This window comes from Micromonospora globbae, assembly GCF_036184225.1.
GTDB classification, from domain to species: Bacteria; Actinomycetota; Actinomycetes; order Mycobacteriales; family Micromonosporaceae; genus Micromonospora; species Micromonospora globbae.
On record NZ_CP108084.1, the window covers coordinates 6,771,938 to 6,798,879 of the forward strand.

Consider the following 26,942-nt stretch of genomic DNA (forward strand, 5'->3'; position numbering starts at 1 on the left):
CCACGACGAAGGGCCGGCGATCCGCGCCGGCCCTTCGTCGTGCGTACGTCGTGGTCACGTCGGGGTGGTGCCGTGGTCCTCGCCGGCCCAGCCGCGGGCCGCCTCCGGCTCCCGCCGGCCCTCGTCCTCGCCGGTGATCACCTTCTTGTCCACCGAGGTCTGGTCGTGCTCGCCGGCGAAGTCCGGGTCGGGCAGGGTGTCCACGCCCTCCGGCGGCTGGCCCAGTGCCTTCTCCGGCTGCTCCTCGTGGTGGGACATCTCGTGCTCCTCTCGCCGGGGGGCGGGTTCACGTGACCGAGCCGCCCAGCAGGTCCGCCGCCTCGTCGACCGAGTACTCGCCCTCGGGCAGGGCGGCGATCCGGGTGAGCCACTGCGCGGGCATCTCCGCGGCGACCGCCCGCCGGTAGATGTCCGCCTGGCTGATCCGTTCCTGGCCGTGATACAGGTCCTCGAGGAGGTCGTCGAGGCGCCGGGTGTCCGGCATGTCGGTCACGGGTACGTCGTCGGTCACGGCGATCAGCTACCCGCGCCGGAACCGGTCAAACACCGGGGAGACAGCGGCGCCCCGGCCGCACGGCCGGGGCGCCACGTGTCGGTGTGCAGGTCGCCTCTCGGCGAGTGGCGCGACGCGGCTCCAGCCGGACGGTATTCCGCGAAGGCAATTGGGTGAGGCCCGGGGACACTGGACACACCGACACCTCACTCAACCCGGCCACCCCGCCCGATCTTCCGACCGGTGGTGTGCGCTGCGCCACACGCGGGGCGGAGCCCGGTCAGGCCCGGGTCGGCAGGACGGCCCGCCGGGCGCGTACGGCGGCGGCCAGCCGGTCGAGGATGTCCTCGGTCGTCTCCCAGCCGATGCACGCGTCGGTGATCGACTTGCCGTACTCCAGTTCCCGGGTGGGGTCGAGATCCTGCCGGCCCGGCCGCAGGAAGCTCTCCAGCATGATGCCGACGATGCCGCGCTGACCGGCGGCGAGCTGGGCGGCCACGTCGGCGGCCACCAGCGGCTGGTTGCGGTGGTCCTTGCCGCTGTTGGCGTGGCTGGCGTCGACCACCACCCGCTCCGGCAGGCCGGCGGCCCGCAGCAGTTCGAGCGCGCCGGCCACCGACTCCGCGTCGTAGTTGGGCCGGCCGCCGCCACCGCGCAGCACCAGGTGCCCGTCCGCGTTGCCGCGGGTGTGCATGATCGCCGGGGTGCCGGAGAAGTCGATGCCGGGGAAGACGTGCGGCACGCCCGCCGCGCGGATCGCGTCCACGGCCGTGGCGATGCTGCCGTCCGGGCGGTTCTTCATCCCGATCGGCATCGAGAGTCCGGAGGCGAGCTGCCGGTGCACCTGGCTCTCCACCGTCCGGGCGCCGATCGCGCCCCAGGCCACCGTGTCCGCGATGTACTGCGGGGTGATCGGGTCGAGGAACTCGCAGCCGACCGGCAGGCCGAGGCGCAGCACGTCGAGCAGGAGCGCCCGGGCGAGCCGCAGCCCGGTGTTGACGTCGCCGGAGCCGTCCAGCCGCGGGTCGTTGATCAGGCCCTTCCAGCCGACCGTCGATCGCGGCTTCTCGAAGTAGACCCGCATGACGACGAGCAGGTCGTCAGCGAACCGGTCGGCGGCCTCGCGCAGCCGCCGGCCGTAGTCCAGGGCGGCGGCCGGGTCGTGCACCGAGCACGGGCCGACCACCACCAGCAGGCGGTCGTCGGCACGGTCCAGCACCCTGCCGACCGCGCGTCGGCCGGCCAGCACGGCCGAGGCGAGCGTGTCGTCGAGCGGCAACTCGTGGTGGAGCAGGGCGGGGGTGGTCAGTGGCACGACGCGGTCGATCCGCTGGTCGCTGACCCGATCGGTCTCCGGGGTCGTCACGGTGGGCATCCTTCCGCCGACCGCGCCCGGGTGCCGGTGCCCGGGGTCGAGCCGGCTGCTCGTACACGAAAGGGCAGGACCAGAAGGCCCTGCCCAGCCGGCTCGAAGAGAGGTGACGTCAGATCATGGTGAAGTCACCGGCTCCTCCAGCCGGCTGCCTAAACCATCGATACGACCGCGTCACGCCGACCAGCCTACCCGACGTGGCGCGGGTGTTCACCCGGATGCCGGTGAGGTTCCCAACCTGCGGGCACGCGGCGTGGCCGCTGCCGCCGCGGGGTAAGGGGGACGCATGAGCGAGCGCAGCGAGCGAATCATCGGGCACAGCGCGGTGGAGCCTCGTGACGGCGCCGACCGGAGGGAGGTGGCGGCATGAGCGACGAGTGGAGCGAGGCCGACCGGGTCGAGTCCCGGGCCCACCTGTTGCCGGAGGAGGCGGCCGTGGGCAGCGACGACCCGGAGGCGCAGGCGGAGGCGATCCTCACCGAGTCCGACGTCCGCGAGGACCGGAACGTGGCGCCGGACACGGTGCTGGAGCACCGCACCTCGGATCAGACGGTGACGCCCAGCGAGCCGCCGGACTGAACGGAGGCACCGCGCGCCCGCCGGGAACCGCGGTAGGTGTGGTCCCGCAGCCACGCGAGCACCCCGGTGGCCCGCAGCCCGTCGGGGAGGTTGTGGATCGGGTCGAACGCCAGCACGGCGTCCTGCCGGGCGCTGAGCTGGGTGCCGATGCTGACCTGGCCGAACGGCCGCCACGGGCCGACGGCGGAGGCCGTCGCGAGCACCAGGCGCGGCTCGTCGACCCGGGTCGCGGCCGCCGCCTCGGCGAGGCTCCGGCCCAGGCCGGGGGAGTCCGGGTCGGCCAGCGCCGCGAGCCAGAGCCGCCCCCGGCCGCCGTGCAGCGGCACGATCGTGCTGTACGTCCCGGCGAAGCGGCGTCGGGGCAGCGGCACCGACCGCAGCACCGGCGGCGCGCCGCTCGAACTCACCAGCAGGTCGAACGGCCGGTCGCCCTCGGTGTGCACCCGCACGGCCAGGCCGAGCACGTCCGGCCAGCTTCCCGGGGTGGGCATCCCCTTGGACAGCCGGATCGTCGCCGGGTACCGGCCCGGCTCGTCGAGGAGCGGCACACCGGTGGGCGGGCCGCCCGTACCCCAGATCGTGACCTCGCCGGCGAACGACCGGCCGGCGGGATGCAGCAGCCGGGCCCGCCGCAGGCGGGTCAGGACCTCGGCGGCGTGGGTGAGGGCCTCGCCCGCGCGGGCCGCGACGGTGGACGGGGTGGGCACGGACATGCCCCTCCGGTACCCCGGCCCGGCCGGTCGATGCCCCGATCCGGGCTCCCGCCGCGGGACGCGGCGCGACCGCGCGTCACCTTTCCGCCCGGGAGATCGGATAGCGTCGTCCCATGCCCGACAGCGGTTACCCCTGGCCCATCGAGACGACCCGACTGGACAACGGCCTGCGCGTGGTGGTGAGCGAGGACCGCACCGCGCCGGCGGTCGCGGTGAACCTCTGGTACGACGTCGGTTCCCGGCACGAGCCGCAGGGGCAGACCGGCTTCGCCCACCTGTTCGAGCACCTCATGTTCGAGGGGTCGGTGAACGTCGCGAAGACCGAGCACATGAAGCTCATCCAGGGCGCCGGCGGTTCCCTCAACGCCACCACGAACCCGGACCGGACGAACTACTTCGAGACGGTCCCGGCCGAGCACCTGGAGCTGGCGCTCTGGCTGGAGGCCGACCGGATGGGTGGCCTGGTGCCGGCGCTGACCCAGGAGACGCTGGACAACCAGCGGGACGTGGTCAAGAACGAGCGACGCCAGCGCTACGAGAACGTGCCGTACGGCGACGCGTGGCTGCGGCTGCTGCCGTTGCTCTACCCGCCCGGGCATCCGTACCACCACGCCACGATCGGTTCGATGGCCGACCTGAACGCCGCCGACCTGGCCACCTTCCAGGCGTTCCACCGGACGTACTACGCGCCCGACAACGCCGTCCTCACCGTGGTCGGCGACACCTCCGCGGCCGAGGTGTTCGCGCTCGCCGAGAAGTACTTCGGGGGCATCCCGGCGCGGGGGGACATCCCGGCCGCGCCGGACGGCCGGACGGTGCCGGCCACCGGCCGGCCGGTCGCGGAGACGGTCACCGCCGACGTGCCGGCTCCCCGGGTGTACGTGGCGCACCGCACCCACCCGTTCGGCAGCCCCGGCTACGACGTCATCACCGTGCTGGCGGCCGTGCTCGGCAGCGGCCGGGGGAGCCGGCTCTACCAGCGGCTCGCCGACGGGGAGCGGATCGCCCAACCGGACCTGGTCGGGGCGTACGGGGTGGACCTGGCCCACGCGCCGGCGCCGCTGATCGCGACGGTGACCGCCCGGCCCGGGGTGGGCGCCCAGCGGCTGGCCGACGGGCTGCACGCGGTCATGGACGAGCTGGCCACGGTGCCCGTCACCCCCAGCGAGCTGGACCGCGCCAAGGCGCTGCTCAGCACCGCGTGGTGGCGGCAGATGTCCACGGTGGACGGGCGCGCGGACACGCTCAGCCGGTACGCCACCCAGTTCGGCGACCCGGCCCGGGCCGCCGAGCGGTTGCCCGCCTGGCTCGCGGTGACCGCCGAGCAGATCGCCGAGGCCGCCGCGGAGGTGCTCGCCGCCGACGACCGGGTGACCCTGACCTACCTCGCCGAGGAGAAGCCATGACGCTCATCGCCACCCGCCCCGGGCCGGGTCCGGCCCGCCCGTACCGGTTCCCGTCGGTGGTCCGCCGCGCCGTGGCCGGCGGTCAGGTCGTCGCCGCGCACCTGCCGGGACAGAACCTCGCGGTCGCGCTGCTGCTGCTCGACGCCGGCGCCGAGCGGGAACCGGTCGGTAAGGAGGGCCTCGGCGGGGTGCTCGCCAAGGCGCTGGAGGAGGGGACGGCCCAGCGGGACGCGGCCGCGTACGCCCTCGCCGTCGAGGGGCTCGGCACCGAGCTCGTGACCGCGCTGGACTGGGACTCGTTCCAGGTCAGCGTGCAGGTCCCGGTCGACCGGCTGGGCGCCGCCGTCGAACTGCTCGCCGAGGCGGTCCGTACGCCCCGGCTCGACCCGGCCGACGTGGTCCGGGTCCGGGACGACGAGGCCACCGCGCTGCGGATGGACTGGGCCAACCCGGGGCCGCGGGCGGACGCCGCGCTGCGCGCCGACCTGTTCGGCGCGGAGAACCGTTGGGGCCGCCCGATGTACGGCGACCCGGAGTCGGTCGCCGGCCTGGACGTCGAGGACGTGCGGGTCTTCCACTCGGAGTGGTTCATCCGGCCCGGCACGCTCGTCGTCGCCGGCGACCTGGACCGGGTGGACCTCGACGCGCTCGGGGCGGCGGCGTTCGCCGGCACGGGTGGGGGGCCGGTCGACCGGGCCGGCCCGATCGACGTCCGGCTGCGCGAGGGGCGGCGGATCATCCTGGTCGACCGGCCCGGGTCGGTGCAGTCCACGCTGCGACTGGGGCATCCGTCCCCGCACCGCGCCCACCCCGACCACGTGCCCATGACGCTGGCCGGCACGGTCCTCGGCGGCGCCTTCACGTCGCGGCTCAACCACCTGATCCGCGAGGTGCGCGGCTACACGTACGGCATCCGCGGCGACTTCGCCTCGTCCCGGCGCTTCGGCCGGTTCGCGGTCAGCTCCGGGGTGCAGACCGCCGTCACCGCTCCCGCCCTCACCGAGGCGGTCGGCGAGATCTCGCGTACGCAGAGCGGCGGGGTCACCGAGGAGGAGTTGGCCGTGGCCCGCTCCTGGCGGGCCGGGCAGCTCTCGGTGGAGCTGCAGACCCCGCGGGCGATCGCCGCGGCGCTCGTCACCCTCGTGGTGCACGACCTGCCGGACGACTACCACGCGCGGCTGCGGGAGGCGCTGCTCGCCGCCGACGTCGACCAGGTGAGCGCGGCGGCCGCCACGCACCTGCACCCGGAGTCGCTCACCCTCGTCGTCGAGGGCGACGCCGCGGTGATCCGCGACGAACTCGCCGCGACCGGCCTCGGCGAGATCGTCGAGTCCTGACGGCCCGCCCGCGCGGCGCCCGCCGGTCCCGCCTCCGTTCGGCGCGGGATCGGCGGGCCGCCGCCCGATCGGCCGTGCCCGGACCTGATGTGATCTCGGTCGCGCCTCCCGTGGCGGCGGGCGCCGGGCGGTCGCCCGTGCCGACGGGAACGGCTGCGGCCGGACGGCCCTCCCGCCCCGGGATCTTCCGTACGTCGGGCCGCCGCGCGCGTACGTTTGCGGGCCGCCGGCCGTCCCCGTGACGGCCGTGACGGGGAGGCGGGGCGTACGGCTGGTGGGAAACGGTTCCCGGTTCCGGTGGCCTCCTGGGTAGCCTCGCGAGCATGAGGATCGGCATTGTGGGGGCCACCGGGCAGGTCGGTGGCGTGATGCGGCAGGTGCTGGCGGAGCGGGAGTTCCCGGCGGAGCAGGTGCGGTTGTTCGCCTCGGCGCGGTCGGCCGGTCGGACCCTGCCCTGGCGGGGCGACGAGATCACCGTGGAGGACGCGGCCACCGCCGACTACTCGGGTCTCGACATCGTGCTGTTCTCCGCCGGCAAGGGCACGGCGAAGGAGCTGGCCCCCCGGGTGGCCGCCGCGGGCGCCGTCGTGATCGACAACTCGTCGGCGTTCCGGATGGACCCCGACGTGCCGCTGGTGGTCGCCGAGGTCAACCCGCACGCCGCCGCCGTACGCCCCAAGGGCATCATCGCCAACCCGAACTGCACGACGATGGCCGCCATGCCGGTGCTGCGCCCGCTGCACGCGGAGGCGGAGCTGGTCAGCCTCGTCGTCGCCACCTACCAGGCGGTCTCCGGGGCCGGCCTGGCCGGCGTCGCCGAGCTGGACGAGCAGGTCCGCAAGGTCGCCGAGCACGCCGCCGGGCTCACGTTCGACGGCGACGCCGTGGAGTTCCCCGCCCCCCGCTCGTTCGCCGCGCCGGTGGCGTTCAACGTGCTCCCGCTCGCGGGCGCGATCGTCGACGACGGCTCCTTCGAGACCGAGGAGGAGCAGAAGCTCCGCAACGAGAGCCGCAAGATCCTCGAAATTCCGGGTCTGAAGGTCTCCGGCACCTGCGTCCGGGTTCCCGTGTTCACCGGCCACTCCCTCCAGATCAACGCCCGGTTCGCCCGGCCGATCACCCCGCAGCGCGCCCGCGAGCTGCTCGACGGCGCTCCCGGCGTGACGCTGTCCGACGTGCCGACGCCGCTTCAGGCGGCCGGCAGGGACCCGGTCTACGTCGGCCGGATCCGCGCCGACGAGACCGTCGCGCACGGGCTGGCCCTGTTCTGCTCGAACGACAACCTGCGCAAGGGCGCCGCCCTCAACGCCGTGCAGATCGCCGAACTCGTCGCGGCCGAGCGGCGCTGACCGGGGCGGGGGTGGAGAAGACCGTGGCGGACGAGCGTACGCGGCGGGCGTTGACGGACCTGGTCGCCGCCCGCCGGCTGGGCGTGCTCGCGACGATCAAGCGGGACGGGCGGCCGCAGCTGTCCACCGTGATCTACTCGTACGACGCGGACGCCGGCCTGATCCGCGTCTCGGTGACCGACGACCGGGCCAAGACCGCGAACCTGCGCCGCGACCCCCGAGCCACCTTCCACGTCGCCAGCGAGGACGGCTGGGCGTACGCGGTGGTGGAGGGGCGCGCCGAGCTGACCCCGGTGGCGGCCGATCCGGGTGACGCCACCGTCGAGGAGCTGATCGCGCTCTACCGGTCGATCCAGGGCGAGCACCCCGACTGGGACGACTACCGGCGCGCGATGGTCGCCGAACGGCGTATCGTGCTGCGCCTGCACGTCGAGCGCGTCTACGGGCTTCCACCCCGCGGCTGACGCGGCGCGGCTTCCGCCACGCGGCTGACGCGGCGCGGCTTCCGCCCCGCGGCTGACGCGGCGGCGTTACCCCGCCCGGCGGGACGGGTAGACGGCCGGTGCCGACACCGAGAGGGGGCACCATGACAACGGTCGGAGAGTTCATGACGACCCGGTTGGTGACGATGGACGGCGACGACACGCTCACCGCGGCGGCGCAGGAGATGCGCGACATGGCCATCGGCGACGTGGTCGTGACCGACGGCGACAACGTGGTCGGCATCGTGACGGACCGCGACATCACGGTACGGGCCGTGGCGGAGAACAAGGACCCGAACACCACGCGGCTCAACGAGATCACCTCGAAGGACGTGATCACCGTGAGCCAGTACGACGACGCGGTCGCGGCCGCCGACCTGATGCGCACCTACGCGGTGCGCCGGCTGCCGGTCGTCGAGGACGGGCGCCTCATCGGGCTCGTGTCCATGGGTGACCTCGCCGTCGAGCGTGAGCCCCAGTCGGTGCTCGCCGACATCAGCGCCGACGATCCCAACAACTGACCGTCCGCCGCGGGCGTACGCCGGCCCCCCGCACCGTCGGGGAGCCGGCGTTCACGTCTGCGCCGGGGCGGCCGTGCCCGCGGCGCGCCGGCTCGCCGCCGCCCCGAGCGCTCCGGGCTCTCCACCCCTCGCGCCGCTCACCCGAACTGGGCGAGGTTGACGGCGTCGCGGGCGGGGACTTCTGCTCCGATGCCGTGCGGCCGCCCGGAGGACCACCCGCCCCGGCCGGGCGGGACCGGGCGCGATCGACCGGGAGGAGGGGACCCTTGGACGCCACGACGAGGTTCTTCGAGGAGATCGACCGGCGGGGGTACGAACCGCGGCTGGCCAAGACGACCGGCAGTCTCCGGATCGACCTCCAGGAGGGGCCACGGACGATGCACTGGTTCCTGAAGATCGACCACGGCCGGATCGAGGTGAGCCAGCAGAACCAGGAGGCGGACACGGTGGTGGGGACCAGTCCGCAACTGTTCGAGGAGATCGCTTCCGGCCGCGAGCACGGGATCGCGGCCATCCTGCGCGGCGACATGACGGTGTCCGGCGACGCCCGGCTGCTCGTACAGGTGGAGCGGATCTTCCCCGGCAACCCGGACGCGCGCGGTCCCCGGCGGCGGTTCCAGCAGGAGGTGCGCTGATGGCTTCGAACAGCACGATCCGGATCCTGGACGGCAACACGTTCGTCGTCTCCGAGGACACGGGGGACATCGAGGCGACGCCGAGCGAGCCCACCGGCCTCTTCTCCCTCGACACCCGCTTCCTGTCCCGCTGGGTGCTGACGGTCAACGGCGAGCGCCTCAACGCCCTCTCCTACGACGACCTCCAGTACTACGAGGCGCGGTTCTTCCTCGTGCCCGGCATGGCGACGCACTACATCGACGCCAAGTTGTCGATCATCCGGGAACGGACCGTCGGCGGCAGCTTCCGGGAACAGATCATCATCCTGAACCACGACGAGAAGCCGGTCGACCTGGAGATCCGGCTCGACGCCGGATCCGACTTCGCCGACCTGTTCCAGGTGAAGGACGAGATCGTCAACAAGAAGGGCGAGCTGTACAGCGAGGCCGAACCGGACCGGCTGCGGCTGGGCTACCGGCGGGGCAACTTCGTCCGGGAGACGTCGATCAGCTCCTCCGCCCCGGCCCGCTACGACCGGGAGGGCCTCGCGTACACCATCCACCTCGAACCGAACGAGCAGTGGGAGACCCGGATCGAGGTGCAGACCACGGCGGTCGGCCCGGGCGGGCGCGACCTGCGCATCGGTGTGCAGGCCCACGGGGGCGAGCGGCCCGCGCTCCAGCACGACCTGGAACGCTGGATCGCCGAGGCGCCGAAGGTGAACAGCCAGCACGAGGACCTCGCCTCGACGTACCGACGCAGTCTCGTCGACCTGGCGGCGCTGCGCTTCTCGCCGCTGTCGCTCGGCGGCGCGACGCTTCCCGCCGCGGGGCTGCCCTGGTTCATGACCATGTTCGGCCGGGACAGCATCCTGACGTGCCTGCAGACCCTTCCGTTCACCCCGGCGCTGTCGAAGACCACGCTGCGGATCCTCGCGTCGTTGCAGGGGACCCGGTTCGACGACTTCCGCGACGAGGACCCGGGCCGGATCCTGCACGAGATGCGGTACGGCGAGACGGCCGCGTTCGAGGAGCAGCCCCACTCGCCGTACTACGGCTCGGTGGACGCCACCCCGCTGTTCCTGATCCTGCTCGACGAGTACGAACGGTGGACCGGGGACGTGGCCCTGGTCAAGGAGCTGGAGCAGGAGTCCCGGGCCGCGCTGCGCTGGATCGACGACTACGCGGACCTCGTCGGCAACGGCTACATCTGGTACGAGCGCCGCAACAGCGACACCGGCCTGGAGAACCAGTGCTGGAAGGACTCGTGGGACTCCATCTCGTACTCCGACGGCCGGCTGCCGCCGTTCCCCCGCGCCACCTGCGAGGTGCAGGGGTACGCGTACGACGCGAAGACGCGCGCGGCGCGGCTGGCCCGGGAGTTCTGGAACGACCCCGCGTACGCCGACCAGCTCGAGCGGGAGGCGGAGGACCTCAAGCAGCGGTTCAACCGGGACTTCTGGGTGGAGGACGGGGAGTACTTCGCGCTCGCCCTCGACCCCGACGGGCGGCAGTGCGACGTCCTGAGCTCCAACATCGGCCACCTGCTGTGGAGCGGCATCGTCGACCACGCGCGGGCCGAGAAGATCGCGCAGCATCTGGTCGGGCCGCGGCTGTTCTCCGGCTGGGGCGTGCGGACGCTCGCCGTGGGGGAGGTCCGCTACAACCCGATCGGCTACCACAACGGCACGATCTGGCCGTTCGACAACTCCTTCATCGCCTGGGGTCTGCGCCGGTACGGCTTCGCCGAGGAGGCGTCGACGATCGCGAGCGGCATCCTGGACGCGGCGACCTACTTCGACGGCCGGTTGCCCGAGGCGTTCGGCGGCTACGAGCGGGAGCTGACGAAGTTCCCGGTGGAGTACCCGACGGCCTGCAGCCCGCAGGCGTGGTCGACGGGAACCCCGCTGCTGCTGCTGCGCACGATGCTCGGGCTGGAACCGCACGAGGGGCACCTGGCGGTCGACCCGCGGCTGCCGGTCGGCATGGGGCGTATCGAGGTCCTCGACATCCCCGGCCGGTGGGGCCGGGTGGACGCCTTCGCCCGGGGCCGGATGGAGATGCACAAGCTGGTCGACTGACGCGCCGGCCGGCGGGGTCCGCCGCGGGCGCGAGGGCCGGGCCGGTCAGCCCGCCGGCAGGACGGTGTCGAGGAAGGCGGCGGTCACCCCGCGCAGGTCGGGCCGGTCCAGCGCCAGCGCGTGCCCGCCGTGGGTGAGCCAGCTGTGCACGGGGTGCCCGGCGGCGAGGAGCGCGGCCGTGAGCCCGACGGTCTGGCTCGCCGGCACCGAGCGGTCGTCGACGCCCTGCACGAGCAGCACGGGCACCCGGTTGCCCAGGTGGGTCGCGACCGTGGCGTCGACGGTGACGGGGTCGCCCGCGGCGGGCGGGCGGCCGAGCAGGCCCTCCCACGGGTCGTCACCGGCGCGCAGCCGCTTCCAGTCCGCGGCGAGCGGGTCCACCGGCGGCCAGTACGCCAGCACACCCGCCACATCGTCCGGCCGGTCGACACCGCGCAGCGCCAGGTGGAGGGCGAGCATCCCGCCGGCCGAGTCACCGGCGACCAGCAGGGGCAGCTCGCCCGCCTCCGCCCTGGCCCGGCGGGCGGCGGCGCGGACGTCGTCGAGCTGCGCCGGCCAGCGGGCCTCGGGCACCAGCCGGTAGTCGGCCGGCACCACCCGCAGCCCGTGCGCCGCGAGCGCCGCGCCGTCCTCGCTCGCCCGGGCGCGCCAGCCGCCGCCGTGGATCCAGAGCAGGACTGCGCGTTCGGTCATGCGCCCATGCTGCCGCCCGCGACCGCGTACGCCCAGGCCTTCCGCTACGGGCAGAAGTGCCGCCGGGCGGCGGTGCCCGCTGGCACAAGCGCCGCCCGGTGGCGGCGCCCGTCACATTCAGGTTGACCACAGCTGGAGCGGGTAGGTTCCGCGAATGCCGGAGCTCGTGTACCCGCCCGTGATCGCCTTCGCCAAGACGATGTTCCGCGTCCTCGACCTGAGGATCACCGTCGAGGGAGCCTGCCACGTGCCCCGCTCCGGCGGGGCGGTGCTGGCCAGCAACCACGTCAGCTACCTGGACTTCATCTTCTCCGGGCTCGGCGCCCACGAGTCGCGGCGTCTGGTCCGGTTCATGGCCAAGCAGTCGGTCTTCCGGCACCGCGTCTCCGGCCCGCTCATGCGGGGCATGCGGCACATCCCCGTCGACCGGTCGGCGGGCGCCGAGTCGTACGCGGCGGCCGTGGACGCGCTGCGCCGTGGCGAGGTGGTGGGTGTCTTCCCCGAGGCCACGATCAGCCGGTCGTTCACCGTGAAGGAGTTGAAGAGCGGGGCGGCCCGGATGGCCCGGGAGGCGGGCGTGCCACTGCTGCCGGTGGCGATCTGGGGCACCCAGCGCCTGTGGACCAAGGGACGCCCCCGGACGTTGACCCGGCGGCACACCCCGATCACCATCCTGGTCGGCGAGCCGATGGACCCGGCCGGTTGGCCGGACGCCGCCACGATGACGGCCGCACTCAGGGAGCGGCTCACGGCTCTCGTCGACCGGGCGCAGCGGGAGTACCCGGAAACGCCGACCGGCCCGGAGGACCGCTGGTGGCAGCCCGCGCACCTGGGCGGCACGGCGCCGACCCCCGAGGAGGCCGCGGCCCTGGACGCCTCACCGCGCGAGCCGTCGACCGCCTGACCCGGCCGCCCGGTCTCACCGGCGCCCGAAGGCCGCGTCCCCCGCGGAATCGTGGGACGGCGCGTCCACGGTCCGGTAGTAGTCGTCCCGCGAGCGGAACTCCACCGGCAGCGACCCGGGAAGCATGATCCGGCCCGCGTCCCGGCCGGGCCCGGCCGCGCGTTCCGCCAGCGCGTCGCGCTCCTGGGCGGAGAGGTCGACGAGGTGCGGACGGGACAGCCGGAAGGTGGCCACCGCCCGGCACACCTGCCCGGCCAGCTCCCGGACCTCCCGGTCGGGGCCGCCGAGGGCGAGCGCCGGTTGCCGGATCGTCCGCAGCGCGTCGCAGACGATGAGCACCTGGGCCGGATGATCGGGCCCGGCCGGCAGCAGCTCCAGCCGGGACGGCCACTGCCAGCGGATCTGCCCACTCATCAGGCCGGGCAGCCGCAACGGCGGACGGTGCCGGGCGATGCCGACGGCCCGGCCGCCGGGCACCACGGCGAGCTGGGACCCCTCACCCACCCAGACGAGCCGCTGGTCGGTGACGGTCACCGCCACGGCACCGGGCAGCGCCCACACCCGCCGCACCTCGCTCGGGCCGAGCAGGTGGCCCGCCACCTGGAGCCGGTGCCGCCCGAGCACCCGCTCGCCCCCGACCGGCACCAGCTCGTACCGGCGGTCGAGCACCGGTCCCACCTCGTCATCGGCGGCGTCGAACCGGTACGGACCGATGAAGAAGGGGGACGCGTCAGCGTGCATCGTCACGACCTCCCGCAGAGTTCACCGTCGCCGTGCTTCCCTCGGGTCGAGGGTGGCGGATCCGCAGACCAGGTGTCATGACAGCCGTTAGGGGGTCGGCCGGTCGTACCGCGCCTGCGACCGGTAGATGCCGATCTCCTCCGGCCGGATGAGGCCGTCCTCGATCGCACGGGCCAGCAACGCCGCCTTCGTGGCGGCCGGGCGGCCCGCTCGGGTGTACTTGATCCGCGCACGGTCGACGTACTGCTTGACGGTGTGTTCGCTGATCCGCATCCGACGGGCCACCGACGCCTTCGACATCGACTGGAACCAGAGCAGCAACGCCTCGCGTTCCTTGTCGGAGAGGACCGGCCGGTCCGGTCGCGGGTCGCCGACCATCGCCCCGGCGAGCGCCGGCGGCACGTACGGGCGGTCGCTCGCGGCCGCGAGCACGGTGGCCACGCAGTGCTCGCGCCCCTCGTGCTTCGCGAGGAAGGCCACCGCACCGGCGTCCAGCGCGGCGAGCATGGTCTCCGGGTCGCTGTGCTCGGAGTAGACCACCACCCGGCGGCCGGCCGCGCTCAGCTCCGACAGCTTGTCGAGCACCATGCGGCCGTGCAGGCGCAGGTCGAGCAGGACGACGTCGGCGTCGGGCGCGGACCGGAGCACCTCGTCCGGGTCGTCCCCGGTGGCCAGCACGGTCAGCCGGGGCTCGGTGGCCAGCCAGGCGCGTACGCCGTCGACCACGACCGGGTGGTCGTCCACGATCGCCACTCCGACCGGCCGTTCACCGCTCATCTCCGCCACCGGGTCTGCGCCCATCTGATCTCCCCGTCCCGCTCGTAGAGCTGATCCACCCGACCGTCGTCCGTGTCCTCCCACCCGGGCGGCGGACCCGTCGCGTCCGGGCCGTCCCGGTCCGGGGTGACGAGGCTGACCACCACCTCGTCCGGGGCGGAGACCACCGTGAGCCGGGCCCACCCCCGCGCGTCGGCCAGCGTGGCGGTGAGGGGTTCGGCGAGCCGGCGGCGGACGTCCACCGGCAGCGGCGGTGGCGTGCCGATGGTCACCAGGTCGATGGGTACGCCGTTGCGCTCGGCCAGGTCGGCGGCGGCCCGCAGTTCGTGCAGCAGAGGGTCGGGCACGTCGTCCGACTCGGCGATCAGCCGCCGCAGCCGGGACGCCGCCAGCACCGCCCGGCGCTGCACGTGCGGGTCGGCCGGGTCGGCGCGCCCCTCCGCCAGGTCCGCCAGCACCGCCCCGGCGGCGCCGCTCACCAGGGCCAGCCGCTCGCGCCGGTCGCGTCGGGCCCGCTCGGCGGCGTCCCGTTCCGCCGTCGTCGCCCGGGTGGCCGCCGCGGTGGCGGCCCGCTGCCGGGCCAGCGCGGCGATCACGGCGCTCCCCGCGAACGCGGCGATCGGCAGCGAGACCGTGCCGTAGACGTACATCGCGTAGCGGGCCAGGTCGGCGGGGGCGGTCGCGCCGTACCCGACGACCGCGGCGAACGCGATGAGCGAGTGCGCGGCGAGCAACGCGACGAGCCCCACCACCCGCCGGCCCCAGAGCGCGAGCACGAAGAACCAGCCGAGGGTGCTCCACACCCAGTTCGCCGCGGTGAAGAGTTGCGTACCGCCGACGGCGGCGAAGACCGTGACGTCGACGGCGAGCAGCAGCCCGGCCAGCGGCCACGCCGGCAGCGGCGTGTCGTGCAGCAGCCGGACACCGGTGAGCACGCCGAGCACCGCGACGAGCGCCCAGGCGGCGAGCACCACCCCGGGCGCCGCCAGGTCCGCGTGGCCGGCAAGCACGGCGGGCAGCGCGACGGCCGTGTGCCAGGCCAGCGCGATGGTGATGGCCGCGACGCGGGCGCCACGGTCGGAGGCCCGGGCCACGGCCGCCGCGATCTGACCCACGGCCGCACGGACCGGCGCCTCCCCGACCGGCGGCACCTCGACCGGCGGCGCCTCCCCGACCGGCGTGCGCGAGACGGGGAGGGCCGCCGCGCCGGGCCCGGTGGCCGGCACGGCGGCGTCGAGTGGGGAGGGCGTGGCGGCGTTGAGGTCAGCCGACACCGGGCCACTCCAGCCGGATCCGGGTGCCCGCGCCGGGGGCCGAGTCGATCCGTACGCTGCCGCCGACCGCCGTCATCCGACCGCGCACCGACTCGCGCAGCCCGTACCGGTGCGGCGGCACGGCCGCCGGGTCGAAACCGGGACCGTCGTCGACCACCTCGACCACGACGCCACCCCCGTACGGCGTGAGGCGCAGTGCGGCCGCCGCCCCCGGCGCGTGACGGACCACGTTGGACAGCGCCGCGTACACGCTCGCCGCCATCGCCTCGGCCACCGCCGGGGGCACGGCGCACGGCGTCAGGTCGGTGTCCAGCGGCAGCTCCGGCAACCGGTCACGCACCGACCGCAGCCGCTCGTCGAGCGGTACCGGACCGTCGGCGGGCACCGCGCGCGCGTCGGCCAGGGCGGCGAGGGTACGCAGGTCGGCCGCGCACCGCCGGCGCAGCGCCGCCGACGGGCCGGGGATCGCGCCGAGGCCGACCATCGTGAGCGTGCCGAGCACGGTGTCGTGCAGGTCGCGGTTCTGCCGGCGTTCCGACTCCCGTGCCGTACGCGCCGCCAGCGCCTCCCCGACGAGCCGCTGGTGTGCCGCGAAGGCGCGGTCGGCGCGGCCGATCCGGCGGCGCATCACGGTGCTCATCACGGCCGTGCACCCGGTCTGCACCAGGAGGGTCGCCGCGTGGGCCGTGGCCTCGCGCGGGTTCCCCGCGCCGTGCGCGCCCACCGCGTAGGCGGCGGTGACCACGAGGGCGGCCGGGACCGACCAGCGCGCCGGTGCGGTGACCTGGGTGTTGATGACCGTCGTACTGGCCAGCACGGCGATCCAGCTCCCCTCGCCGGGCAGCACCTCCGGCGCCACGAGATGGGGGATGAGCAGGCAGGTGGCCGTGGTGAGCGCCACGTCGCCGGCCACCAGGAGCGGGGTGACGCCGCCGCGCAGGGCACGTGCCGCGTACCAGACGGACCACGCGGTCAGCACGGCGACGGCGGGGAGCAGAAGCTCCACCCGCACGGGAGGGGTGCGTACGGAGACGGCGACGACCGCGCCGACCAGGCCGCAGGTGAGCCGGAGCAGTGCCGGCAGGGTGGCGAAGATGAGGCTGAGCGCGCCGCCGGCCGGGCTGTCCAGCACGGCAGGGGTCACGGTCCGAACGGGAACGGCCGGCATCGGGTTGAGGCGTCCTTCCGGCGACGACCCGATCCGGGGTCGCGCGGCATAGATCGACGCCGAAGAATAACACGCGGGCGGAGCGTACGATCACACACGGTGTGCGACACGCGGTCGTACGGCTGGCGGTCGCCCGTCTGTGCTGGCCGCGGCTCCGGGTTCCCCCGCCGGCCCGGTTACGGCGCGTCGCCCCGCCGCTCAGTTGATCGGCAGCACGGCCGGCCCACCCCCCGCGATCGAGCGGGTGAGCCGGCGGCCACCGGACCAGAAGTAGCACCGCACACCCCGGTCGCCGCGCTCCCACGCCTCCTGCGACGGGAAGCGGAAGGTGGTGCCGGTGCGGTAACGGAGCATGCGGTCGACCGGCACCTTCGCGTACGCGGCGACGACCGTGCGACAGCGGGCGTGGACGGTCTCCCCGTCGCGCTGCGCGACCTCGTACGGCCGCTCCGGCGCGGTCCAGACGCCCACGTACTCGTACTGGTGGGGAGTCGTGCAGGCGGTCGGCAGCAGCCGCCGCCAGCCGTCCTCGGCCATGCAGCCGAGCCGTACGCCGGATCCGCTCCGCACGGCGTCGCGCAGGCTGCCGGCGCGGCTGACCGCCGTGTCATCCTCCCCGTTGGCGCCCGTCACGGCGTTCAGTTCGTAGAGGTCGCAGCGGAACCAGCGGGAACCGGCGGTCCAGCCCACCGCCGAGGCGGCCACCGCCCGCACGGACAGCCGGGCGCCGCGCCAGTCGCCGCCCACGAACTCCCTGGCTCGCGCGTCGCACTCGCGGAAGGCCTCGCGCATCGGCGCCGACCCCGGCGGGGGAGGGTGCGGACGACGGGCCGTGTCGCCGGTGAACGTTCCGACGTGGAGCGTCTCGACCAGGTGCACCTCGCCGCAGTCCACCGGGGCGTGACCGCTGAGGTGGCCGGACTCGCCGGCGACCGTGTGGCACTCGCCCGGCCGCGGGGTGAACTGCCGTGCCTCGGCCGCCGGGCGCCAGTCGTCGGTGAGGTCACCGTCGATGCCGGTCGGATCGCCGCACCCCGCCAGCGCCATCATGATCAGCGCAGCCCCCACCGCCGCGCGCCGCCGGCGTCGCATGCCACCCTCCCGCAGGTCCCCCGTGACACGGCGGAGCATAGGCCACCGCGGGGACCGTCCCCCCGACCGAGCGGTGTGACCCGGCGCACGACTGCGGCGACGACGCTCCCGTGTGGACGCTTCCGCCTCGCGCCCCGCCCACGAGGCGGGCGGTGGGCGGCTTGCGGGCCTGCGGCTGCGGACGTTCGCGGGCCGAACCGGGGCGGCCGGAAAACGCGTTGAGCGAAGGCCGCCCGAGGGGCAGGGTTGCCGGCATGCAGCAGGACGAGATCTGGGACGCCGAGACCGCCGAGAGCTACGACACCCCCGGCACCGGCATGTTCGCGCCCGATGTCCTGGGGCCGACCGTCGACCGTCTCGCCGAACTGGCCGACGGTGGGCGCGTCCTCGAATTCGCCATCGGCACCGGCCGGGTGGCCGTCCCGCTGGCCGAGCGCGGGGTGCCCGTCACCGGCATCGAGCTGTCCCAGCCGATGATCGACCGGCTGCGGACCAAGGTGGACGAGGCCACGATTCCCGTGGTCGTCGGCGACATGGCGACGGCCGTGGCCCCGGGGGAGTACACGCTCGTCTACCTGGTCTTCAACACCATCTCGAACCTGCTCACACAGGACGAGCAGGTCGAGTGCTTCCGCAACGCCGCCCGGCACCTGGTGCCCGGCGGTCGGTTCGTGATCGAGCTGTGGGTGCCGGAGCTGCGCAAGCTCCCACCCGGCCAGCAGGCCGTCGTGTGGCACACCGAGCCCGGCTACCTCGGACTCGACACGTACGACGTGCTCAACCAGCAGGTCGTGTCGCACCACGTGCGTTTCGACGACAGCCGGCAGGCCCGCCTCACCCGCAGCCCGCACCGCTACATCTGGCCCGCCGAGCTGGACCTCATGGGCCGGCTCGCCGGGTTCGAGCTGGAGAGCCGGCACGCCGACTGGACGGGCGGCGAGTTCACCGCCGAGTCCCGGTCGCACGTGTCGGTGTACCGGCTCTCGTCCCGCGCCTAGCGGCGCTGCCCAGTGGCGCGGGACGCCAGCCTCAGCCCGGGGCCTTGCGGCTGAGGTGTTCCCAGGCCCGGTACTCGTCGGCGCGTGCCTGCTCCATCTGCTGGACGATGTCGTAGGAGACGCTGCCGACGATGAGGCGCAGTGGCGGATCGGGCAGGTCCACCAGCTCCATGACGACGGGCGCGGCGGTCTCCGGGGCCGGGCCGGCGTCGTCGCCCCACATCTCGGCGAGCCGTGCCCGCAGCGGCTCGTAGACGGGGTTCGGGTCGGTGGCGGTGGTGCCCACCGTGTAGAGCCCGGTGTCGTAGCCGCCCGGCTGGACGATGGTGAGCTTGACGCCGAACGGCTCGACCTCCATGGCCACCGACTGGCTGAGCGCGTCGAGGGCGGCCTTGCCCGCCGCGTAGAACCCCACGGCGGCCACACCGCCCCCGCTGCCCATCGAGGTGACCTGGAGGATGTGGCCCGACCCCTGTGCCCTCAGGTGCGGGACGACCGCCTGGGTGACCCACACCGCGCCGAAGAAGTTGACGTCGAGGTGGGCGCGGATCTGTTCCTCCGTGGCCTCCTCGAGCATGCCGTAGAGCAGCCCGCCGGCGTTGTTGACCACGATGTCCAGCCGGCCGAACGCCGCCACCGCCCGGTCGACCGCCGTACCGACGGCGGCGCGGTCGGAGACGTCGAGCGGCAGGCGTACGAGCGCGTCGGGGTGCTGGGCGGCGAGGTCGTCGAGGGGCGCCACGTTGCGGGCGGCGGCCACGACGCGGTCACCGGCGCCGAGGGCGGCCTCGGCGATGGCCCTGCCGAGGCCCCGGGACGCGCCGGTGATGAACCATACGCGTGAGGTCATGTGACCCCACCTCCTCATCCTTGGAGAGACGAGACGATCCGTCTCGTTGGATGACGGCAGTCTGCCGTACCTCGATCGCACTTGTCAAGACGGACCGTCTCGTCTTGCTTGCGGTACGCTCCCGTCATGCCGTCCGTGCCGAGGAAGCCCGACCCCACCCGCCGTAGCGAGCGCTCGCGGCAGGCGATCCTGGAGGCCACCCGCGAGCTGATCTCCGAGGTCGGCTACGCGAAGCTCTCCGTCGAGGCCATCGCCGCCCGGGCCGGCGTCGGCAAGCAGACGATCTACCGGTGGTGGCGGTCCAAGGGCGCCGTGGTGTTCGACTCCTTCCTCGCGCTGAGCGAGGGCGTCGACGGGATGGCGCTGCCCGACACCGGCGACATCGAGGCCGACCTGAAGGCCGTCATACGGGCGACCGTCGCCGAGTTCGCCGACCCCACGTTCGAGGCGCCGATCCGGGCGCTCAACCTGGAGATCGCCAGCGATCCCGACCTGGCCGCCCAGTACCGGGAGAAGCTGGCCGGGCCGGTCGACGAGGCCAAGAAGGAGCGGCTGCGCAGCGCGCAGCGGGCCGGCCAGATCGCTGCCGACGCCGACCTGGACCTGGCCCTGGAACTGCTGTACGCCCCGCTCTACCAGCGGTGGCTGCTCCGCTCCGGGCCGCTCACCCCGGAGTACGCCGACGCCGTCGTCGACCACGTACTCCGGGCGCTACGCCCGTGACCCGTCAGTGGTCGTCGAGCCTGAAGAGCAGGATCCCGCGCTCGACGTCGAGGAACGCGACCCGCCACCGCGTCGACGGTTCCGACTCGTTGTAGATCCGGCTGTACCGCCACCGGGGCTCGGCCGGAAGGAACGGCACCAGGCCAGGCCACGTGTCGGCGGGGCCACTGTCGGGAAGCTCGGCCGGGTCGACGGAGTCGTACGGGATGAACGCGTACCGCTGCGCCAAAGTCCGGGCGTCCTCCGGGCGTAGCGTGACCACGCCCTGGTACGCCCACTCCGTCGGGCCGGGCCCCCGCGAGCAGGGGTTGCCCTTCGCGCGGACCTGCCAGTGGATCTCGGGGTAGTCCCCGAGACCGGGCAGGTCCTTCGGAGGATCCCAACGGTCGGTGCGGATCTTCGCCTCGTCGGCGCGCAGGGCCTCCTGGCAGGTACGCGACGGACCCGCCTCGTCGCCGCCGACCGCGGCGCATCCCGCCGTCACCAGCAGCAGGCCGAGGCTGGCAGCCCACCCTGGTCCACGTTCCTTCACCGGCATGAGGATAGGAGCTGATCCCGTCGTCGGCGGCCCCGTCGTCGGCCCGCCTCGCCGGCACGGCTGGCGCGGGGCGGCACCGCCCGGACACGTGAGGAGACGGACGTGGTCGACGACTCGTTCCGCCCGCCGCCGTATGCCGCCTCGTGTCCGCCGCGTGTGGACCGACCGCGACGGTGCTCGGCGTCGAGCGGCTGAGGGGCGGCTCGAAGAAGGGGCGACCCATCCGACGTTCGGCAGGGTAGGCGCCCCGATGACCACGTTCCGGCGGCACCGGCAGTGGCGCAAGCCGAATCGCCGGGGCTGAACGAGGCATGTCAGACGGTCGAGCGCAAGGTGTACAAGGACATCCGCGAGCTTGTCACCATCGACCTGGACACCGCCTCCAATGTGGAGGTGCGGGTATTGGCCAACCAGATCCTGGCCGCGGCGAACGCCGATTCGTTGCCCATTCTGCCTCGCGTAATCCAGGAGCGGCTGGACGGCACCGCGGATGACCTCCGCGCGTTCCTCACGACGGACCTGCAGAACGCCTGGTCAACGGATCTGCGAATCACGGTGGTCCGCACGTTGACGGACGCTGGCGCCAACGTGAAGGCGGCCGCGCAGAAGGCGCTCGACGAGGGCACCATCGATGCCTACCTGGCTCACCTGAACGACGGCCTGTACGCCGCGCGTGAGCTTGACTGCGCGTCTCAGCCCACACCGACGCCGAGCGCCACGCCCAGCGCGACGCCCAGTGGGACGCCCAGCGCCACGACGACGGTTGCACCGACGCCTACTTCCTCCGCCAGCCTGGACGCCCCCGGCGGCGAGGGAGGTGGGCTGCCGGTGACCGGTGCCGACACCGCGACCGTGGCCGGCATCGGCGGTGTGCTTCTGCTTCTCGGCGGCGTGGGCTACCTGATCGGACGCCGACGCCGTTCCCGCTTCGTGGCATAGCTCGCTCCTCGCGCCCGGCTCGATGCTTCGTCGGGCTGGGCGCGATGAGCGCTGTGCAACGTCGGTCTCCCGACACAGCCGTGCGGTGAGTTCCGATGACCTCGTACCGGCGGTCGGACCGAAGGGCGCTACGGGGGCCGTGGTGATCGACCGGGCCGGGAGCGACAGGCCGTTGACCTGGGGTGACGTGGGTGCGCCCGGCAGGATTCGAACCTGCGGCCTTGGGATTAGAAGTCCCCTGCTCTATCCGCTGAGCTACGGGCGCGTGGCGTGGCGTTGCGCCAAGAGGGTACCGCCCGACCCTCGGCTGATCGACGTAACGGTCCGGCAGACGTACGCCGGTCAAGGTTCGCACGGGCCGGCGGGGTCGGACATCGGGTTTCCGGTTCGGTGATCTTCCCGCGAACGGCCCCGGCCAGGCCGGGTGCCGGCGGCGCGCCCAGGGCGGCCACCGCGGTCGCGCCGGCAGCACGCGCCGGGACGTACCCTCGGCGACGTGCTGCTTGACCCCGACGCCGAGGACGCGGTCGCCTACGAGCTGTGCCAGCTCGTAGGCCGCGCCATCCTGCCGTACCGCCGCACCGACCAGCCCGACCCCGGCGGGCCCGGTGGTGACGGCACGGCCTTCTTCTTCCAGGACGCGAGCGGTGAGTACCTCCTGACCGCCGACGCGGTGACCGGCGGCACGGGTGACCTCGGCCTGCGGGCGAGCGTCACCGAGCCGGTCGGCGTGGCTCCCGCGACGCTGGGGGTCGGCGGCTGGACCCGGCGTCCGGAGATCGGCGTCGCGATCCTGCCCGCGAGCGAGCTGCACCGGCAGGCGGGGGAGGGCGGCTGGGCGTGGCGCGTCCAGCCGGTGATCGACGTGATCGCGGCCGACGCCGCCGTGGTCGAGCGGGTCGGCGCCGCGCCGGCGTCGGCGTTCGTGCTGGCCCATGGCGTACGCGAGGACGGCGACCGGCCGCTGGAGGTGGCCGTCGAGCGGGTGGTGCGTGCCGACGGCGTGGTCCGGGTCGCCGCCGAGCTGCCGCCCGGCTACGTCGGGGCGCCGGTGTTCAGCGTCGAGGCGGACGACGACGGCGGGATGCGCCTGCACTGCCTGGGCCTGCTGCTGCCGGGCAGCGACGGGCATCCGGTGGCGACGTTCGACAGGATCCGGGCGGCGCTGCCGGACGCGGCCTGACCCGGCTCCGGCCGCCGGAGGGCCCTGACCGAGGTGCCCCTGACCTGGGTCAGCCGCCGGAGGCCGCCGCGTCGGCCGGGTCGGCGGGCCGCCGGGGTGCCGGCGTCGTCACGGTGTCGGCCGGTGCCGTCGGGCCGGCGCCGAGGAACGCCTCGGCCCAGCGGCCGACCTCGGTGAAGACCCTCTCCCGGACGGCGGGGCCGGAGAGCGTGAGGTCGTGCATGCCGCCGTCGAACCGGGACACGGTCACGTGCCGGCCGAGGCGCGGGGCGTACCGGACCATGTGCGCGACGTCCAGGACGGCGTCGGCCAGCGCCGCCGACTCGTGCCACCGCTTGCCCCGGAACGAGCGGGTGGAGCAGGCGAGCAGCACGGGCACCGGGATGTCCAGCCCCGCGCGCAGCTGCCGTTGCGCGGCCCGGATGGCACGCAGCCAGCCGGCCCGGACGGGGAACCCGGCCAGCGGCTTCCAGGTCAGGTCGTAGCTCCACTCGCCGCGGTGGTCGGCGTGGATGCTCTCGCCGTACACGGTGCCGAGGCCGAAGGGGACGACGCGGTGCGGCGCCCGGCGGCCCAGCCCGGACACGGCGGCCACGAGGGGGCGCCGCACGACCCAGGGGGCGTTGAAGTCGAAGAACGGGCTGTTCAGGAAGATCCCGTCGACGATGCGCGCGTCGCGTCGGGCGTGCGCCCAGAGCGACACGATGAGGCCGCCGGTGGAGTGACCCACGGCGAGCAGTGTGTCGTGCCCGTCGTCCGTGCGGATGATCTCCGCGGCGGCGTCCAGCTCGGGGAAGTAGTCGGCGAGGTCGCGGCAGAAGTTCGGGGTCTGGTGGGGCAGCAGGCTGCGGCCGTACTTGCGCAGGTCGAGGGCGTAGAAGTCCCAACCCCGCTCGGCGAAGAAGTCGGCCAGGTGGGTCTGGAAGAAGTAGTCCACGAAGCCGTGCACGTAGAGCACCGCCCGGCGGGTGGGGCGGTCGGCGCGCCGCCGGACCAGGGTGGCGACCACCGGTCCCTCGTCGTCGGCGCCCAGGTCGATCGTCTGCCGCTCGTAGGGCGGGCCCAGCACGTCCGGTTCCACGACCCGACGGTACGCCGGCACGTTACCCGGCGGTAGGGGTCGGCGGCTCCGCGCGTGCGCAGTGGGTGGGTGTGTGCTGTCGACCTGCCCCAGATGTGGGGCAGCACGGTCATCGTGGTGCGGGCGGGCGCGCCGCCGGGACCCCCGCAGCATGCCACCCGGCGGCCACCGCACGACGCCCTCCCCATGCGGGTCACTCGTCAAGATCGCGCAATTTCCTGGATGTTGTCGCATCGAGGGGCGATCGAGGCCACAACATCCCGGATGTTGTGGCCTCCATCGCCCCGGGGCACATCATGCCGTGAGGCGCGACTCGGCCTCGGCGCGCACGCCGAGGCTACGGCGTCCCTGCCGCCCGGCCGGGGCACGACAACGTCCCCGAATGCCGGCGGATCGGCGCGCGGTGGGCGCCGACTTCCGGGACGTTGTCGGGTTGGGGCCGCCGTCGAGGGCCGGTGGTTCGGCGGGGACCGGTTGTCGAATCGTCTACGACCTCAGCTCCGAAGGATCCGACCACCACACTCGCGCCCCTGCCGCCCCGTTGAGCAACCAACATGGCGGCGCGGCGGTCAGCGGGAGCCGCCGGGATCCCCGCAACGGAAAGCCACCGGATCCCCGCAACACGCTGATGCGGTTGCGGATCCGGGCGACCAGCTCCAGGAGACCAGCGCGTTCCGATCCGCCTGGCCGCGAGCCTTGTCACCGGTCGCCGAGGGCCGGTCGCGTAGCAGATTCGAGCTTGATCAGGGCGTTGTCCACAGGCACTCGCGTCATCCACAGAACGGGCATGGGCGGTGGCGCCGGGTCGCGGCGCGGCGGAGGCTCGGCACGAGTCGACTCGCGATGGCAGCCCCGGATCCCCTGGAGGGACGATGTTCGACACCTACGTCACCGTCGTCGGCAATGTGCTGACGGCGCCGGAGTGGCGGCGCACCACCCAGAGCAACACCCTGGTGGCCAACTTCAAGGTCGCCTCGACGGCCCGGCGCCTCGACCGGGACAGCGGCCGCTGGGTCGACGGCAACAGCCTGCGCGTCCGCGTGAACTGCTGGCGGAAGCTGGCCGAGGGGGTGGCCGCCTCCGTGATGGTCGGCGACCCGGTGGTGGTCTGCGGCCGCCTCTACACGCGGGACTGGACCGACGACGCCGGCAACCACCGCACCCTCTACGAACTGGAGGCGGTGGCCGTGGGCCACGACCTGTCCCGAGGTCGGGCCCGGTTCCTGCGCAACCGGCCGAGCACGACCACCAGCACCGTCGAGGACGCGGAGGCGGAGACCCGCGTGCACGGCGAGCCCACCGAGCCGGTGCCCGACGGCCAGGCCCCCGCGCTGCCCGAAGACCGGTCGCTCGACGACGAGTTCGAGCTGCCGGACTTCAGCACCTCGCGGCCCTACCGTGACCCGGGCGAGCTCGACGGACCGGCTGACGCGGGCGCGGGTGACGGGCAGCTCGCGGGCGACACCGAGGAGCTGGTGCCCGTGGCGGGCGGGTCCGCCGGCGACGGCGACCTCGACCCGGTGCCCGACGAGCCGCTGGAGAGCGGCGCCGCGCCGGCCCGTGGTCGCCGGGGTCGGGGGCGGGTGCCGCAGCCGGCCTGAGCCTGCCGCCGGCGGCGCGACGGGGGCGGGGTGGCGGCGGAGAGCCGACGTCACCCCGCGCGCCGGGCCGTTCCCCTCAGCGCCGCCCTGGCGTTGACTCGTGGACCTTGTCGGCATCGCCGAGACACGCGACATGCTGGGCGGCGTATCGCGGCAGCGTGGTCACACCCGCGACGAAGGGTTCCCAGACCCCTCGGGCGGCGGCTTCGGCTCGATCCTGATCCACCTGTGGCGGTGCTGAGGATGGGCATGGTGTGGCGTCGGCGCGACGTCGAGGAACTGGATCGCCCGGCATCGACCGGCGGCCGAGGACTGACCGCGGGCGGCTTCCTGGCTGCCCCGGCGGGACGGGGACCGGCCCACCCGGAGCCCCCGCACCGGCGGGTCTGTTCGGGGCGCTCGTCTAGGCTGGCCGGCCGGAGGTGATGCGCGTGCGGCACGCGCCGGTGGCGAACGCGGCGGGACTGGCGGCGGGCTACGCCCTGGACCGGCTGTTCGGCGACCCGCGCCGGTGGCACCCGGTGGCCGGGTTCGGTCGTGCGGCCGGTGCGTTGGAGCAGCGGATCTACCGACCGGACCGCACCGCGGGCGCGGCGTTCACCGCCCTGGCCGTCGGTGTGCCGGTGCTGCTCGGCGCGGCCGCCACGGTGGCGACCCGCCGGCGGCCCGTCGCCCGGGCGGCCCTGGTCGCCGCGGGGACCTGGACGGTGCTGGGCGGTCGCACCCTGCGCCACGAGGCGCACGTGATGGGGCGTGCGCTGCGTGACGGAGACCTGCCGGCCGCGCGGCAACGCCTCGGGCACCTCTGCGGTCGGGACCCATCCGCCCTCGACGAGCCGGAACTGGCCCGGGCCACCGTCGAGTCGGTCGCCGAGAACACCTCCGACGCCGTGGTCGCCCCGCTGCTGTGGGGCGCGGTGGCCGGGCTGCCGGGCCTGGTCGGCTACCGGGCCGCGAACACCCTCGACGCGATGGTCGGGCACCGCTCGCCGCGGTACGCGCGCTTCGGCACCCCGGCCGCCCGCCTGGACGACCTGCTCAACCTCGTGCCGGCGCGACTGACCGGGCTGCTCACCGTGGCGGTCGCCCCAGTGGCGCACGGCGACCGGGAACGGGCGTGGCGCGTGTGGCGGCGCGACCGCAACGACCACCCGAGCCCCAACGCCGGCCAGTGCGAGGCCGCGATGGCGGGTGCGCTCGGCGTACGGCTCGGTGGCCGCAACGTCTACTTCGGCCGCTCCGAGGTGCGGCCGTTCCTCGGCGACGGGCCGCGTCCGGAGGCGCGACACCTCCTACGGGCGGCCCGCATCTCCGGTGCCGTGGGGTTGGCCGCCCTCGCCGTGGCGGCCGTCTACCCGCTGACCGCCGGACGGCTGGTGGCCGCCGCCGGCCGCCGTACGCTGCGGGCCGTGGTGCCCGCCCGCACCCGACGG

28 protein-coding genes, 1 tRNA gene and 1 pseudogene are annotated in these 26,942 nt (G+C 74.2%); 16 read left to right on the forward strand and 14 right to left on the reverse strand.

The annotated features are described in order from the left end of the window. Window positions 1-54 precede the first annotated feature (54 nt). The 3 genes from OG994_RS31035 to OG994_RS31045 all read right to left on the reverse strand — a co-directional run bounded on the left by OG994_RS31035 (window position 55) and on the right by OG994_RS31045 (window position 1,868). On the reverse strand, window positions 55-258 hold the full coding sequence (locus tag OG994_RS31035) for a hypothetical protein (protein ID WP_328851778.1): 204 nt from the start codon (window positions 256-258) through the stop codon (window positions 55-57). Between the two features lie 28 nt (window positions 259-286). Continuing rightward, window positions 287-511: a hypothetical protein gene (locus OG994_RS31040; protein ID WP_120330522.1), complete on the reverse strand. Its 225-nt coding sequence runs from the start codon at window positions 509-511 to the stop codon at window positions 287-289. A 262-nt stretch (window positions 512-773) separates the two neighbouring features. After that, window positions 774-1,868 (reverse strand): 3-deoxy-7-phosphoheptulonate synthase, encoded by a 1,095-nt coding sequence (locus OG994_RS31045; protein WP_328851779.1) that lies wholly within the window; start codon window positions 1,866-1,868, stop codon window positions 774-776. 363 nt (window positions 1,869-2,231) lie between these two features. Here OG994_RS31045 and OG994_RS31050 point away from each other — a divergent pair, with 363 nt between their 5' ends. Further along, window positions 2,232-2,444, forward strand: coding sequence for a hypothetical protein (locus OG994_RS31050; protein ID WP_120330524.1), 213 nt, complete (start codon window positions 2,232-2,234; stop codon window positions 2,442-2,444). On the opposite strand, the gene OG994_RS31055 is transcribed toward OG994_RS31050, so the two are convergent. After that, the gene (locus OG994_RS31055) at window positions 2,411-3,157 is read right to left on the reverse strand and encodes a phosphodiesterase (protein WP_240033098.1); all 747 of its coding nucleotides are present in this window, start codon (window positions 3,155-3,157) and stop codon (window positions 2,411-2,413) included. The genes OG994_RS31050 and OG994_RS31055 overlap by 34 nt on opposite strands. A 113-nt stretch (window positions 3,158-3,270) precedes the next feature. On the opposite strand from OG994_RS31055, the gene OG994_RS31060 reads away from it, so the two are divergent. From OG994_RS31060 to OG994_RS31090, 7 genes are all read left to right on the forward strand, one after another. Further along, a complete protein-coding gene (locus tag OG994_RS31060) occupies window positions 3,271-4,563 on the forward strand; it encodes a M16 family metallopeptidase (RefSeq protein WP_120330525.1) in 1,293 nt (430 codons plus the stop codon). Beyond that, window positions 4,560-5,900: a M16 family metallopeptidase gene (locus OG994_RS31065; protein WP_328851780.1), complete on the forward strand. Its 1,341-nt coding sequence runs from the start codon at window positions 4,560-4,562 to the stop codon at window positions 5,898-5,900. The genes OG994_RS31060 and OG994_RS31065 overlap by 4 nt, the downstream gene beginning before the upstream one ends. 323 nt (window positions 5,901-6,223) lie before the next feature. Next, window positions 6,224-7,249, forward strand: coding sequence for an aspartate-semialdehyde dehydrogenase (locus OG994_RS31070; protein ID WP_120330527.1), 1,026 nt, complete (start codon window positions 6,224-6,226; stop codon window positions 7,247-7,249). Window positions 7,250-7,272: 23 nt separating this feature from the next. Continuing rightward, window positions 7,273-7,713 carry a PPOX class F420-dependent oxidoreductase gene (locus OG994_RS31075; RefSeq protein ID WP_328851781.1) on the forward strand — a complete coding sequence of 147 codons (441 nt, stop codon included), beginning with the start codon at window positions 7,273-7,275 and terminating at the stop codon, window positions 7,711-7,713. A gap of 122 nt (window positions 7,714-7,835) precedes the next feature. Next, a complete protein-coding gene (locus OG994_RS31080) occupies window positions 7,836-8,252 on the forward strand; it encodes a CBS domain-containing protein (protein ID WP_120330528.1) in 417 nt (138 codons plus the stop codon). A gap of 266 nt (window positions 8,253-8,518) precedes the next feature. Beyond that, window positions 8,519-8,887, forward strand: a complete 369-nt coding sequence (locus tag OG994_RS31085) for an SCP2 sterol-binding domain-containing protein (RefSeq protein ID WP_120330529.1) — start codon at window positions 8,519-8,521, stop codon at window positions 8,885-8,887. Continuing rightward, complete coding sequence (locus tag OG994_RS31090) at window positions 8,887-10,947, forward strand: amylo-alpha-1,6-glucosidase (RefSeq protein WP_120330530.1); 2,061 nt, start codon at window positions 8,887-8,889, stop codon at window positions 10,945-10,947. The genes OG994_RS31085 and OG994_RS31090 overlap by 1 nt, the downstream gene beginning before the upstream one ends. A gap of 45 nt (window positions 10,948-10,992) precedes the next feature. Here the strand turns inward: OG994_RS31090 and OG994_RS31095 are convergent, their stop codons facing one another. Continuing rightward, complete coding sequence (locus tag OG994_RS31095; protein WP_328851782.1) at window positions 10,993-11,640, reverse strand: alpha/beta hydrolase; 648 nt, start codon at window positions 11,638-11,640, stop codon at window positions 10,993-10,995. A 154-nt stretch (window positions 11,641-11,794) separates the two neighbouring features. On the opposite strand from OG994_RS31095, the gene OG994_RS31100 reads away from it, so the two are divergent. Continuing rightward, on the forward strand, window positions 11,795-12,544 hold the full coding sequence (locus tag OG994_RS31100) for a lysophospholipid acyltransferase family protein (protein WP_328851783.1): 750 nt from the start codon (window positions 11,795-11,797) through the stop codon (window positions 12,542-12,544). Window positions 12,545-12,559: 15 nt separating this feature from the next. Here the strand turns inward: OG994_RS31100 and OG994_RS31105 are convergent, their stop codons facing one another. The 5 genes from OG994_RS31105 to OG994_RS31125 form a co-directional block, all read right to left on the reverse strand. Then, window positions 12,560-13,285: a hypothetical protein gene (locus tag OG994_RS31105; protein WP_328851784.1), complete on the reverse strand. Its 726-nt coding sequence runs from the start codon at window positions 13,283-13,285 to the stop codon at window positions 12,560-12,562. An 87-nt stretch (window positions 13,286-13,372) separates the two neighbouring features. Beyond that, window positions 13,373-14,086, reverse strand: coding sequence for a response regulator transcription factor (locus OG994_RS31110; RefSeq protein WP_328851785.1), 714 nt, complete (start codon window positions 14,084-14,086; stop codon window positions 13,373-13,375). Next, on the reverse strand, window positions 14,059-15,213 hold the full coding sequence (locus tag OG994_RS31115) for a hypothetical protein (RefSeq protein ID WP_328853839.1): 1,155 nt from the start codon (window positions 15,211-15,213) through the stop codon (window positions 14,059-14,061). Before OG994_RS31115 ends, OG994_RS31110 begins: the two co-directional genes overlap by 28 nt. A 112-nt stretch (window positions 15,214-15,325) precedes the next feature. Further along, the gene (locus OG994_RS31120; protein ID WP_328851786.1) at window positions 15,326-16,504 is read right to left on the reverse strand and encodes a sensor histidine kinase; all 1,179 of its coding nucleotides are present in this window, start codon (window positions 16,502-16,504) and stop codon (window positions 15,326-15,328) included. 198 nt (window positions 16,505-16,702) lie between these two features. Continuing rightward, entirely contained in the window at window positions 16,703-17,596 is an 894-nt protein-coding gene (locus OG994_RS31125; protein WP_328851787.1) for a septum formation family protein, read from the reverse strand. Between the two features lie 254 nt (window positions 17,597-17,850). Here OG994_RS31125 and OG994_RS31130 point away from each other — a divergent pair, with 254 nt between their 5' ends. Continuing rightward, window positions 17,851-18,594, forward strand: a complete 744-nt coding sequence (locus tag OG994_RS31130) for a class I SAM-dependent methyltransferase (RefSeq protein WP_328851788.1) — start codon at window positions 17,851-17,853, stop codon at window positions 18,592-18,594. A gap of 31 nt (window positions 18,595-18,625) precedes the next feature. Here the strand turns inward: OG994_RS31130 and OG994_RS31135 are convergent, their stop codons facing one another. Then, window positions 18,626-19,444 (reverse strand): SDR family NAD(P)-dependent oxidoreductase, encoded by an 819-nt coding sequence (locus tag OG994_RS31135; protein ID WP_328851789.1) that lies wholly within the window; start codon window positions 19,442-19,444, stop codon window positions 18,626-18,628. A 126-nt stretch (window positions 19,445-19,570) separates the two neighbouring features. On the opposite strand from OG994_RS31135, the gene OG994_RS31140 reads away from it, so the two are divergent. Continuing rightward, on the forward strand, window positions 19,571-20,167 hold the full coding sequence (locus tag OG994_RS31140) for a TetR/AcrR family transcriptional regulator (protein ID WP_120330538.1): 597 nt from the start codon (window positions 19,571-19,573) through the stop codon (window positions 20,165-20,167). A 4-nt stretch (window positions 20,168-20,171) separates the two neighbouring features. Here OG994_RS31140 and OG994_RS31145 read toward each other — a convergent pair whose 3' ends face one another. After that, on the reverse strand, window positions 20,172-20,699 hold the full coding sequence (locus tag OG994_RS31145) for a hypothetical protein (protein WP_147427279.1): 528 nt from the start codon (window positions 20,697-20,699) through the stop codon (window positions 20,172-20,174). 282 nt (window positions 20,700-20,981) lie between these two features. Here OG994_RS31145 and OG994_RS31150 point away from each other — a divergent pair, with 282 nt between their 5' ends. Then, entirely contained in the window at window positions 20,982-21,644 is a 663-nt protein-coding gene (locus tag OG994_RS31150; RefSeq protein ID WP_328851790.1) for an ALF repeat-containing protein, read from the forward strand. Between the two features lie 192 nt (window positions 21,645-21,836). Here OG994_RS31150 and OG994_RS31155 read toward each other — a convergent pair. After that, window positions 21,837-21,909: transfer RNA gene (locus OG994_RS31155), tRNA-Arg, on the reverse strand. A gap of 231 nt (window positions 21,910-22,140) precedes the next feature. On the opposite strand from OG994_RS31155, the gene OG994_RS31160 reads away from it, so the two are divergent. Next, on the forward strand, window positions 22,141-22,827 hold the full coding sequence (locus tag OG994_RS31160; protein WP_328851791.1) for a hypothetical protein: 687 nt from the start codon (window positions 22,141-22,143) through the stop codon (window positions 22,825-22,827). A 49-nt stretch (window positions 22,828-22,876) separates the two neighbouring features. Here OG994_RS31160 and OG994_RS31165 read toward each other — a convergent pair whose 3' ends face one another. Further along, a complete protein-coding gene (locus tag OG994_RS31165; RefSeq protein WP_328851792.1) occupies window positions 22,877-23,908 on the reverse strand; it encodes an alpha/beta hydrolase in 1,032 nt (343 codons plus the stop codon). Window positions 23,909-24,780: 872 nt separating this feature from the next. Between OG994_RS31165 and OG994_RS31170 the strand changes: the two genes are divergently transcribed. The 3 genes and pseudogenes from OG994_RS31170 to OG994_RS31180 form a co-directional block, all read left to right on the forward strand. Further along, the gene (locus OG994_RS31170) at window positions 24,781-25,509 is read left to right on the forward strand and encodes a single-stranded DNA-binding protein (RefSeq protein ID WP_328851793.1); all 729 of its coding nucleotides are present in this window, start codon (window positions 24,781-24,783) and stop codon (window positions 25,507-25,509) included. Between the two features lie 100 nt (window positions 25,510-25,609). Further along, window positions 25,610-25,750 (forward strand): hypothetical protein, encoded by a 141-nt coding sequence (locus OG994_RS31175; RefSeq protein ID WP_328851794.1) that lies wholly within the window; start codon window positions 25,610-25,612, stop codon window positions 25,748-25,750. Between the two features lie 190 nt (window positions 25,751-25,940). Next, window positions 25,941-26,912 (forward strand): annotated as a pseudogene (locus tag OG994_RS31180) (cobalamin biosynthesis protein); the annotation flags it as partial. Window positions 26,913-26,942 lie beyond the last annotated feature (30 nt).